Origin of the sequence: Qipengyuania vulgaris (genome assembly GCF_009827325.1) — a bacterium.
Taxonomy (GTDB): Bacteria; Pseudomonadota; Alphaproteobacteria; order Sphingomonadales; family Sphingomonadaceae; genus Qipengyuania; species Qipengyuania vulgaris.
In genome coordinates this window covers 113,722-124,104 of the sequence record NZ_WTYC01000003.1, presented here as the reverse complement: position 1 = coordinate 124,104, position 10,383 = coordinate 113,722, and the positions used below count along the sequence as shown (strand labels likewise).

General features: G+C 63.4%; 9 protein-coding genes. 6 read left to right on the top strand and 3 right to left on the bottom strand.

Annotated elements, in window-relative coordinates; all coding sequences use genetic code 11:
• Window positions 1-165: 165 nt before the first annotated feature.
• Genes ileS through GRI69_RS07385 form a run of 3 tightly spaced genes read left to right on the top strand, consistent with a single transcriptional unit; the run spans window position 166 to window position 4,032 of the window.
• Window positions 166-3,075: an isoleucine--tRNA ligase gene (ileS, locus tag GRI69_RS07395; RefSeq protein ID WP_160727630.1), complete on the top strand. Its 2,910-nt coding sequence runs from the start codon at window positions 166-168 to the stop codon at window positions 3,073-3,075.
• Between the two features lies 1 nt (window position 3,076).
• A complete protein-coding gene (gene lspA, locus GRI69_RS07390) occupies window positions 3,077-3,622 on the top strand; it encodes a signal peptidase II (protein ID WP_160727629.1) in 546 nt (181 codons plus the stop codon).
• Window positions 3,622-4,032: a DUF3035 domain-containing protein gene (locus tag GRI69_RS07385; protein ID WP_160727628.1), complete on the top strand. Its 411-nt coding sequence runs from the start codon at window positions 3,622-3,624 to the stop codon at window positions 4,030-4,032. Before lspA ends, GRI69_RS07385 begins: the two co-directional genes overlap by 1 nt.
• A 100-nt stretch (window positions 4,033-4,132) precedes the next feature.
• On the opposite strand, the gene GRI69_RS07380 is transcribed toward GRI69_RS07385, so the two are convergent.
• Complete coding sequence (locus tag GRI69_RS07380; protein ID WP_160727627.1) at window positions 4,133-5,458, bottom strand: CNNM domain-containing protein; 1,326 nt, start codon at window positions 5,456-5,458, stop codon at window positions 4,133-4,135.
• Window positions 5,459-5,627: 169 nt separating this feature from the next.
• Here GRI69_RS07380 and GRI69_RS07375 point away from each other — a divergent pair, with 169 nt between their 5' ends.
• On the top strand, window positions 5,628-6,326 hold the full coding sequence (locus tag GRI69_RS07375; protein ID WP_160727626.1) for a YiaD family glycine zipper/OmpA-like lipoprotein: 699 nt from the start codon (window positions 5,628-5,630) through the stop codon (window positions 6,324-6,326).
• Window positions 6,327-6,401: 75 nt separating this feature from the next.
• On the opposite strand, the gene GRI69_RS07370 is transcribed toward GRI69_RS07375, so the two are convergent.
• A complete protein-coding gene (locus tag GRI69_RS07370; protein ID WP_160727625.1) occupies window positions 6,402-7,184 on the bottom strand; it encodes a 3'(2'),5'-bisphosphate nucleotidase CysQ in 783 nt (260 codons plus the stop codon).
• A 122-nt stretch (window positions 7,185-7,306) separates the two neighbouring features.
• Between GRI69_RS07370 and sucC the strand changes: the two genes are divergently transcribed.
• Window positions 7,307-8,506, top strand: coding sequence for an ADP-forming succinate--CoA ligase subunit beta (gene sucC, locus GRI69_RS07365; RefSeq protein ID WP_160727624.1), 1,200 nt, complete (start codon window positions 7,307-7,309; stop codon window positions 8,504-8,506).
• A 21-nt stretch (window positions 8,507-8,527) separates the two neighbouring features.
• Here sucC and GRI69_RS07360 read toward each other — a convergent pair whose 3' ends face one another.
• Window positions 8,528-9,394 (bottom strand): DUF6265 family protein, encoded by an 867-nt coding sequence (locus GRI69_RS07360; protein WP_237452996.1) that lies wholly within the window; start codon window positions 9,392-9,394, stop codon window positions 8,528-8,530.
• A gap of 214 nt (window positions 9,395-9,608) precedes the next feature.
• On the opposite strand from GRI69_RS07360, the gene GRI69_RS07355 reads away from it, so the two are divergent.
• Window positions 9,609-10,355, top strand: a complete 747-nt coding sequence (locus GRI69_RS07355; RefSeq protein WP_160727622.1) for an electron transfer flavoprotein subunit beta/FixA family protein — start codon at window positions 9,609-9,611, stop codon at window positions 10,353-10,355.
• The last annotated feature ends 28 nt before the right edge of the window (window positions 10,356-10,383 follow it).

Here is a 10,383-nt window from a genome sequence, read left to right as displayed (position 1 = left end):
CGTCACCCCGGACTGGATCCGGAGTGGTGCTTACTTTTGCTGCACTGTCGAAAGGCAGCACTGCCCCGGCTCGGGGGCCGGCGCGACGAGAGAGAGCTTGTCGTGTCTAAACCCACGCGCGAAACACTTTCCTACGGCGCGCAATTCCTCTAGCGGCGGCACCCTATGCCAGAAAGCGACCAGACACAGCGCGATTACCGGGACACGGTCTTCCTTCCCAAGACCGATTTTCCGATGAAGGCCGGCCTCCCGCAGAAGGAGCCGCAGATCCTTGCGCGCTGGCAGGAAAAAAAGCTGTACGAGCAGCTGCGCAAAGAGCGCTCCGGCCGCGAAAAGTTCATCCTTCACGACGGCCCGCCCTATGCCAATGGCGACATGCACATCGGCCATGCGCTGAACCGCATCCTGAAGGACATGGTGGTGCGCAGCCAGAGCCTGCTCGGCAAGGACGCACCCTTCGTGCCCGGCTGGGACTGCCACGGCCTGCCCATCGAATGGAAGGTCGAGGAACAGTACCGCAAGAAGAAGAAGGACAAGAAGGCCGTCCCCGCAGCCGAATTCCGGCAGGAATGCCGCGAATATGCGCAGAAATGGGTCGATGTTCAGCGCGAGCAGCTGAAGCGGCTCGGCCTGATGGCGGATTTCGACAGTCCGTATCTGACCATGCAGGCGGAGAGCGAGGCGACCATCGTTGCCGAACTGATGAAGTTCGCCGAGGCGGGCAATCTCTATCGCGGGTCGAAGCCGGTGATGTGGAGCCCGGTGGAAGAGACCGCCCTGGCCGAGGCCGAGGTCGAATATGAGGACATCACCTCGACCCAGATCGACGTGGCGTTCGAGATCGTGGAAAGCCCGATCGAGGAACTGGTCGGTGCATATGCGGTGATCTGGACCACTACTCCGTGGACGATCCCGGTGAACCAGGCTTTGGCCTATGGGCCGGACGTTGATTACTCGCTGTTCGAAATAAAGACCGGCGAATTCGATGAGAAGCCAAACCTAGAGCGGTGGCGGGGGAAGCAACTATTGGTTGCGACCGAGCTTGTTCCCACCTTTCTCAAGCGCATCGGTTGCGACTGGGAGAACAGCGACGCGGTGCAAACCTACTTCAAGGGAGGCGCACAACTCGCCGGAACCATCGCCCGCCACCCGATGCACCATCTCGGCGGGTTCTACGCCAACCCGCGTCCGCTGCTCGCGGGCGATTTCGTCACCACCGATAGCGGTACGGGCCTCGTCCACATGTCGCCCGACCATGGCGAGGACGATTTCCTGCTCTGCCGCGCAAACGGCATCGAGCCGCAGTTCGCGGTCATGGGCGACGGGCGCTATCGCGACGACTGGCCGTGGCTGGGCGGAGATGACGAACGCCGCCGCGCAGTCATCAACAAGGCCTTCAACGCACCCGACGGGCCGATCTGTTCGGATTTGCGCGAAGCGGGCGCGCTGCTTTCCGCGAGCGACGACTACCAGCATTCCTACCCGCATTCGTGGCGGTCGAAAGCCAAGGTCATCTATCGCTGCACGCCGCAGTGGTTCGTGCCGATGGACAAGCCGCTCGACACCGGCGATTTCGACGTGGCCGCGCCCGAAGGATTCGGCGCAGCCGTGGCGATGTTCGCCAGCAAGGACCACTCCACCCTGCGCGAGATCGCCATGCGCGAGATCAGCCGCGTGAAGTTCTATCCTGAAAAGGGCCGCCGCCGCATCGGCTCGATGGTCGAAGGCCGTCCGGACTGGGTGCTTTCGCGCCAGCGCGCATGGGGCGTGCCGATCACGCTGTTCGTGCGGCAGGACGGCAGCTATCTGCAGGACCCGCAGGTCAATGCCCGCGTCATCGAAGCGGTGAAGCAGCAGGGCGTCGATGCGTGGGACGAAAGCCGCAAGGCCGAATTCCTCGGTCCCGACCACGATCCGGCCGAGTTCGAGATGGTCACCGACATCCTCGACGTCTGGTTCGATAGCGGCTGCACCCACGCCTTCACGCTGGAAAGCGGCCGCTGGCCCGACCAGCGCTGGCCCGCCGACCTCTACTTGGAAGGCTCCGACCAGCATCGCGGCTGGTTCCAGTCCTCCCTGCTCGAAAGCTCCGCCACCCGCGGCCGCGCGCCCTATGACGCGGTACTGACCCACGGTTTCACCATGGCGAGCGACGGCAAGAAGATGTCGAAGAGCCTCGGCAACACCATCGATCCTCTGAAGGTGATGGAGCAATACGGCGCGGACATCATCCGCCTGTGGGCGCTGAGCGTCGATTTCACCGAAGACCACCGGATCGGCGATGAAATCCTCAAAGGCGTGGGAGACCAGTACAGGCGCCTGCGCAACACCTTCCGCTATCTTCTCGGCGCGCTCGATGGCTTCGTCGGTGACATGGGCGATACGGGCGAGATTCCCGAGCTGGAGGTCTATGTCCTCGCGCTGCTCGCGAATCTCGACGGGAAGCTGAAGACCGCGCTCGAGGCGTACGACTTCAACACCTACACGCGCCTGCTGGTGGATTTCTGCAACGAGGACCTGTCGGCCTTCTACTTCGATATCCGCAAGGACTGCCTCTATTGCGACGGGCCGGACAGTACGCGCCGCAATGCCTATCGCACCGTGCTCGATATCCTGTTCCACGCGCTGGCACGCTATGCCGCGCCGGTTCTGGTGTTCACCGCCGAGGAGGTATGGACCACGCGCTATCCCGAAGGCGGCAGCGTCCACCTGCTCGAATGGCCCAAGGTGCCGGGCGTCACTGCCGATGGCGCACGCTGGGAAAAGCTGCGCGATCTGCGTGAGCGCGTGACCGAGGCGATCGAGCCGCTGCGCCGCGACAAGACCATCCGTTCCAGCCTCGAAGCCGATGTCGTGGTCCCCGCCAGCGCGGCGCCCGAAGGCTTCAGCGACGCGGATCTCGCCGAACTGTTCATCACCGCGTCAGTCGCCCGGAGCGATAGCGACGCGGTGTCCGTTACCCGTACAGACGAAAACAAATGCGGCCGTTGCTGGCGCCTGCTGCCCTCGGTTTCCGAGGACGGGGCGCTGTGCGACCGCTGCGAGGATGTCGTCACCCAGATGGATGCAGCCTGACATGAACCCGCTCCTTCGCATGCGCCTGATCGGCGTCGCGCTCGCCTTCGCCATCTATGGCGCGGACCAGTATGTGAAATGGCTCATGGTCGAGCCGCTCCAGCTGCGGCAGGTCCGGGTCATCGAGCTGCTGCCTTTCTTCGACCTGCGCTGGACGCAGAATTTCGGCGTATCGATGGGCCTGTTCGAGGCCGACAGCTTCGAATCGCGCTGGATCCTGGTGGGCGTCACCGCGCTGATCGCGCTGGTGGTCACCATCTGGATGTTCCGCGAGAAGGCGCTGGGTGATATCCTAGGCCTGTCGATGATCCTCGGTGGGGCGCTGGGCAACATCAAGGACCGCTACGAGCTTGGCTATGTCATCGACTATGCCGACCTCCATATCGGGGAATTCCGCCCCTTCCTGATCTTCAACATCGCCGATGCGGCCATCACCATCGGCGTCCTGATAATCCTTGCCCGCGCCTTCTTCATGCGCGACAAGGCCGATGAAGAGGTCGACGACCTCATGCACGGCAAACCGGCAGATGCCGCGGAGAGCAACTGATGAATACCCTTACCCGTATCGCCCTTCTTGGCGCAGTTTCCAGCATGCTGGCAGCATGCGGCGGCGGCGGTTTCCTGAACCGCGAACGCCCCGATGAATTCGCCGTGCAGCGTCAGGCCCCGCTGGTGGTGCCGCCCGATTTCAACCTCGTTCCCCCCGCTCCCGGCGCGCCGCGCCCGGCGGAAGGGACTGCGGCAGAACAGACGCTCGAAGCGCTGTTCGGCGGCCCGGCGGAGCGTAGCTCTGTCGAAACCAGCGCGCTCGACCGTGCCGGTGCAGCCGAACCGGGCATCCGTTCGCAGGTAGGTTCGGAAGAAACCAACACCGTGGCCAAGGGCCGTGTGACCCGCGACATCATCGCCGCACCCGAAGGTGACGGCGCTTCGGCGCAGGCCGTAATTCCGGGCTGATTGTTTCGCGAACCCGCTTCTGCGGGTTCTTCCTCGCTAGGTGTGCGGCCAGTCGGCCTTGCCGGACCTCCCCCGGCCCGGTCAGGCGCAGCCCGTTAGTTTAGTCTGTTGAGACTTCGCGCTTTGGCTTGCCCGCGACTTCGCTGACCAGCACCTTGTCGATGCGGCGTTCGTCCAGGTCGACGACTTCGAAGCGCCAGCCCTGCTCTTCGAACCATTCGCCTTCGGCGGGCAGTTTCTTCATCACCGCGAGGCAGAAGCCCGCGACTGTCGCGAACTCGCGGTCGTCGCCATAGTCGAGATCCAGCCGGTCGGCGAGTGCGTCGGCCGAGAGCGATCCGGCCACGAGCAGCGAGCCGTCGTCGCGCTCCACGATGCCGGGCGTATCGTCCGGGTCCTGATCGCTTGCGAAATCGCCGACCAGCGCGGTGAGCAGGTCTACCGGGGTCACGACACCGTCCAGATGGCCGTATTCGTCATGCACCATGGCCATGGCGATATCGGCCTGCTGGAGTACGCGAAGCGCGTCCACCGCATCGAGCTGGTCGGGCACGACTTCGGCCTTCTTCATCAGTGTTTCGAGCATCACGCCCTCGCCCGCCAGCATCGCCCCCAGCACCTCGCGCACGCGCACGAGGCCCATGACCCGGTCAGGCGACCCATCGGCCACCGGCCACACCGAATGCGGGCTTTCTTCCAGCATCGCGCGGATCGCTTCTTCATCAGCATTGACGTCGATCCAGTCGAGATCCGTCCGCGGGGTCATCACCTCGCGCACGGGGCGCTGGGCGAGGCGCACAACCCCCGCGAGCATCTGGTGCTGTTCGCTCTCGATCACCCCGCTGCGGGTCGCATCGGCGAACAGCATGTGCAGTTCTTCCGCCGTGATCGAGCTCTGGCCTTCCGGCTTCACGCCGAGCAGGCGAATCAGCAGGCCCGAGGAGGCGTCGAGCAGCCAGACCAGCGGGGCGGCAACGCGCGCCAGCAGCGCCATCGGGCGAGCCGTGGCGATGGCGATCGGTGCTGCCAGCCGCAAGGCGACCTGCTTGGGCACCAGTTCGCCCACGACGAGACTGAGATAGGTTGTCACGGCGATTACCGCGGCAAAACCGGCTTCCTCCGCCCATTGCGCGGGCAGGCCGAGGGCTGCCAGACGTGCTCCCACCGGACCACCAAGGCTCGCGCCGGAATAGGCGCCGTTGATGATGCCGATCAGCGTGATGCCGATCTGCACGGTGGAAAGGAACTTGCCGGGATCGGCCGCCAGCTCGATCGCTGTCTGTGCGCTCGTGCTCCCGCGATTGGCAGCCGAACGCAGCCGTCCGGTGCGCGCAGATACGATTGCCAGTTCGCTCATGGCGAATACGCCGTTGAGTACGATCAATCCGGCGATGATGAGGAGGTCGGTCCAGGGAAAGGGTGTCACGCCCCGTCGCTAGCACAAAAGCGCCGCTCTGCCAGCGTCTCTCGGAACAGGCTGTGAATTCAATGGTTGGAACACTCTAGAGACGCTGGTGGGTGCGTCCCATGGCGTTCGGGTGAGGCAGGGGCCGGAGAGCTCCATCCAGCCCAGCTCTCAGAAAGGGAATGAAAACATGAAATCATCACGCTTTTTCCTCGCAGGACTTTCTTCCATCGCTCTGCTCGGCACGTCTGCCTGTGTCACCGATCCCAACACCGGTGAACGCAAGGTATCGCGCACCGTGCTCGGCGGTGTCGGCGGCGCTGTTGCCGGCGGCCTTCTTGGCGGCGTTATCGGCGGCAAGACCGGACGCATTATCGGCGCAGCCGCAGGCGGCGCAGCTGGCGGCTATGTCGGCTACCGCATGGACCAGCAGATCAAGGAACTGGAAGAACAGACCGCCGGTTCGGGCGTCGATGTTACCGAAACCGACGGCGGAAACGCGATTCTCGTCAACCTGCCCGACGGCGTGACCTTCGCCACCGGCAGCGCTACGATCAATTCGGCCTTCCGCGCCACGCTGGACAATGTCGCTTCGAACCTCGTCCAGTATCCCAACAGCCTGATCGACGTGTACGGATATACCGACACGACCGGCGGTACCGATCTCAACCAGCGCCTGTCCGAACAGCGCGCCCAGGCGGTGGCCAACTACCTGATCAGCCGCGGCGTGAGTTCTTCGCGCATCCGCTGGCAGGGTTACGGCGAGCAGTATGAGCATCTCAAGGTCAAGACCGCCGACGGCGTGAACGAACCGCTCAATCGCCGTGTCGAAATCAAGATCATCCCGTTCGATCAGGATGACGTGGAAGCTGCTCAGGCGAGCCAGTAACCTGAAGTAAATCGAACCGCGGTTCGAAATGAAGGGGTCGGGTTCAGCCCGGCCCCTTTTTTCGTGCGCCGGGTTCTAGGGACTGGCGATCTGCCGTGCCCGGTCTGCAAGATGTTCGACCGTGGCGGCATGGATTCCCGGCGCGCTGGCGATGACGCCGAAGGCGCGCGGGTCGCGCTTGTTGTAATCGAGCTTTCGCCCGAAACTGTCGGACACGGCAGCCCCCGCTTCGCGCGCGATCAGCCCGGCGGCGGCAATGTCCCATTCGAACCCCCAGCGCAGCGTAGCGACGAGATCGGCGCGGTCGTCCGCCACCATGGCGATCCGGAGGGCGATGGAATTGGGCTGCTCGACCTTGTTCAATATCCGGTCCTGCTTCATCAGATCGTTGGCGGGCACGCGAGCACCTTCGAACTTCTGGCGTGTCGAAGCAGCGATAGACGAACCGTTGAGTGTTGCCCCCTGCCCTGCAACGGCCTGCCACACCTCCCCGCGTGCCGGCGCGCATAGCGTACCGATGAGCGGCCTGCCGGAGCTGATCAGGGCGACCGACACCGCCCAGCCCTTGCGCCCGCGGATGAAATCGCGCGTGCCGTCCACCGGATCGACCAGCCAGATCAGATCGCGTTCGAGCCGCTCCGGATCGTCGGCGGTTTCCTCAGACAGCCATCCGGCCGAAGGCAGCAGAGCGCCCAGTTCGCGTTTCAGAAAGGCATCGACGGCAAGATCGGCCTCGCACACCGGACTTCCCGGCGTCTTCTCCCACGACTCCAGTTCCGCGCCCGCGCCCGGCCAGAGTCCGAGCGCTATCTCGCCTGCCTGCGCGACGATGGATTCGAGACGTTTGCTATCGATCATGGAGCGCGAGAGCACCTGCACCCGAAAACCGCACTTTTCAAGCGCGCCCAGACATGCTTATGCGCACGCGCAGATTCCCATCCCCCCAGACCGCGCATTTTGCGCGAAGGACGAGAACCCCGATGAACATTCACGAATACCAGGCCAAGGAACTCCTCGCGAAATACGGCATCGCCGTTCCCGCAGGACACGCAGCACTCACCGTCGAAGAAGCGGTTGCGGGCGCGAAACAGCTTCCCGGGCCGCTCTATGTCGTGAAGGCGCAGATCCACGCCGGCGGGCGCGGAAAGGGCAAGTTCACGGAACTCGGCCCCGATGCAAAGGGCGGCGTCCGCCTGTCGAAGAGCATCGACGAGGTTGAAGCCAACGCCAAGGAGATGCTCGGCAACACGCTGGTGACGATCCAGACCGGCGACGAAGGCAAGCAGGTCAACCGCCTCTACGTCACCGACGGCGTCGACATCGAAAAGGAATATTACCTCTCCATGCTGGTCGACCGTGCGAGCGGGCAGGTCGCGATGATCGCCTCCACCGAAGGCGGCATGGATATCGAGGACGTGGCGCATGAAACGCCCGAGAAGATCACCACGATTACCATCGATCCGGCACAGGGCTTCATGCCGCACCACGGACGCGCAGTTGCCTTCGCGCTCAAGCTGACCGGCGATACCAACAAGCAGTGCCAGAAGCTGGCCAAGCAGCTTTACACCGCCTTCATGGACCTCGACATGGAAATGCTCGAGATCAATCCGCTGGTGGAAGACAAGGAAGGCAACCTCCTCGTACTCGACACCAAGATGAGCTTCGACGGCAATGCGCTTTATCGCCACAAGGACGTGGAAGCGATGCGCGACGAGACCGAGGAAGACCCGGCCGAAGTCGAAGCGAGCGAATACGACCTCGCCTACATCAAGCTCGACGGCAACATCGGCTGCATGGTCAATGGTGCGGGCCTCGCCATGGCGACGATGGACATTATCAAGCTGAACGGCGCCTTCCCGGCGAACTTCCTCGACGTGGGCGGCGGCGCGACCAAGGAAAAGGTCACGGCAGCGTTCAAGATCATCCTGAAGGACCCGGCGGTGGAAGGCATCCTCGTCAACATCTTCGGCGGGATCATGAAGTGCGACATCATCGCCGACGGTATCGTGGCGGCGGCCAAGGAAGTGAATCTTTCTGTTCCGCTCGTTGTCCGCCTCGAAGGCACCAATGTCCAGCAGGGCAAGGACATCCTCGCCAATTCGGGCCTGCCGATCGTCAGCGCCGACGATCTGGGCGATGCCGCCCGCAAGATCGTGGCAGAGGTGAAGAAGGCGGCCTGATCCAGCTTCGGATGGCGCCGTCTAGCTCGTTGGGCCGGGCTCCGGCAGGACAGCGCTGGATGGCTCCATTCCGGCCAGCCAGGTTTGCCATAACCGGTGGGTGCGCCCATCGGTCATGTCGATCCGGCATGTAGCAGCCATGGCCCCGCGGATCGATCCGTCGATCCAGTCCTGATAGACCGCGCCGCACTCCGCGTCGCGATAGGCGATGAATGCCGCTTCGCTGGCGCGGATGCTTTCCGCCAGATCGGGCCGGTCCTTGCGCTCCGCCAGAACCGCTTCGAGATATTCGGACCGGCGCGCATCTGCCCTTCCGGCCACAGCCATCAGGCATTGGTTGATTTCGATCGTCGTGGTCGCATCCGGACAGCGCGACACGGGAGGCGCGCTGTCACCCGATTTGGTGAACCGGAAGACGAGTTCGCTAATTTCGTCGCTGTCGCTCTTCATGCGGACAGCGGCAAGCAGTCCGTTCTCGCCATCGCAGCGCAGCGTCAGGGCGTTGAAGTACGCCGCGCATTCCTCAATTGCGACAAGGGGGAAGGTTAGCATGTCGCCCTTGTCTTCCCACCCGGTGAGATCGGCGTTGAAGTGCTTGAGGCGCAGTACCAGCGTGCCTTCCTCCTCCATCAGGTAGAGGTGTTCGGTAAAGCGGATGCCGCCTCCTGCCGTCTGCTGCACGAAAGTGCCGACCATCGTATCGCCGGTGGGCGGCAGCCAGCTTTCCCACGCAGGCGCATCGCCGATCCCGGCTCCGCTCCACTGGCCCACCAGCCACGACATCTGTTCGAGCGTGGCGGGCGGCGCTGCATGACCTTCGTGAGCGACCCGGGTTTCCTGCGCAGCTATCGGCGTAGCCAGCGCTGCCGCCAGGGCCGTAATCATCATCCAAACGCGCATCGCCAACCTCCCGCCGTTCGCCTGAAACTATTCGCCCGCCAAACCATAGTAAAGATGAATGGGCGGACGCGCTTGACCTGCGGATTTCTGCGGACAAGGAAGCAGGCAGAGGGCGCAGGCTACATGGCCTGCTCAACTTGACGTTTACGTAAACGCAAGCTAGGCGTGCGCCACAGTTTCTATCGAGAGGAAGGTAACACCGATGAAGATCCTCGTCCCCGTCAAGCGGGTGATCGATTACAACGTAAAACCGCGCGTGAAGGCCGATGGCTCGGGCGTGGACCTCGCCAACGTGAAGATGAGCATGAACCCCTTCGACGAAATCGCGGTCGAAGAGGCCATCCGCCTCAAGGAAGCGGGCAAGGCGGAAGAGATCGTGGCCGTCAGCATCGGCCCGGCAAAGGCGCAGGAAACCCTGCGCACCGCGCTCGCCATGGGCGCCGACCGCGCGATCCTGGTAGAAACCGATGACGAGGTCGAACCTCTCGCGGTTGCCAAGATCCTCAAGGCCATCGCCGAAGAGGAAGAGCCCGGCATCGTGATGCTCGGCAAGCAGGCGATCGACGACGATTCGAACCAGACTGGCCAGATGCTCGCAGCCCTCATGGGCCGCCCGCAGGGCACTTTCGCCAATACGGTCGAAGTTGAAGGCGATCACGTCACCGTGAAGCGCGAAGTCGACGGCGGTCTCGAGACCGTGAAGCTCACGCTTCCGGCCATCGTCACCACCGATTTGCGCCTGAACGAACCGCGCTATGCTTCTTTGCCGAACATCATGAAGGCGAAGAAGAAGCCGCTCGATACCAAGAGCCCGTCCGATTACGGCGTCGACACGGCCCCGCGGCTGAAGACTACCAATGTCTCGGAACCGCCGGTTCGCCAGGCAGGCGTGAAGGTCGAAGACGTCGATGCGCTGGTCGCCAAGATCAAGGCGTTGGGCATCGCATAAGGAATTCACCCGTCATCCGTTCGTGCTG

Excerpts from the sequence above, each read along its gene's own strand:
- lspA (WP_160727629.1), top strand. The coding sequence starts at position 3,077 with ATGAACCCGCTCCTTCGCATGCGCCTGATCGGCGTCGCGCTCGCCTTC.
- GRI69_RS07360 (WP_237452996.1), bottom strand. The coding sequence starts at position 9,394 with ATGATGATTACGGCCCTGGCGGCAGCGCTGGCTACGCCGATAGCTGCG.
- GRI69_RS07375 (WP_160727626.1), top strand. The coding sequence starts at position 5,628 with ATGAAATCATCACGCTTTTTCCTCGCAGGACTTTCTTCCATCGCTCTG.
- sucC (WP_160727624.1), top strand. The coding sequence starts at position 7,307 with ATGAACATTCACGAATACCAGGCCAAGGAACTCCTCGCGAAATACGGC.
- GRI69_RS07355 (WP_160727622.1), top strand. The coding sequence starts at position 9,609 with ATGAAGATCCTCGTCCCCGTCAAGCGGGTGATCGATTACAACGTAAAA.
- GRI69_RS07385 (WP_160727628.1), top strand. The coding sequence starts at position 3,622 with ATGAATACCCTTACCCGTATCGCCCTTCTTGGCGCAGTTTCCAGCATG.
- GRI69_RS07370 (WP_160727625.1), bottom strand. The coding sequence starts at position 7,184 with ATGATCGATAGCAAACGTCTCGAATCCATCGTCGCGCAGGCAGGCGAG.
- ileS (WP_160727630.1), top strand. The coding sequence starts at position 166 with ATGCCAGAAAGCGACCAGACACAGCGCGATTACCGGGACACGGTCTTC.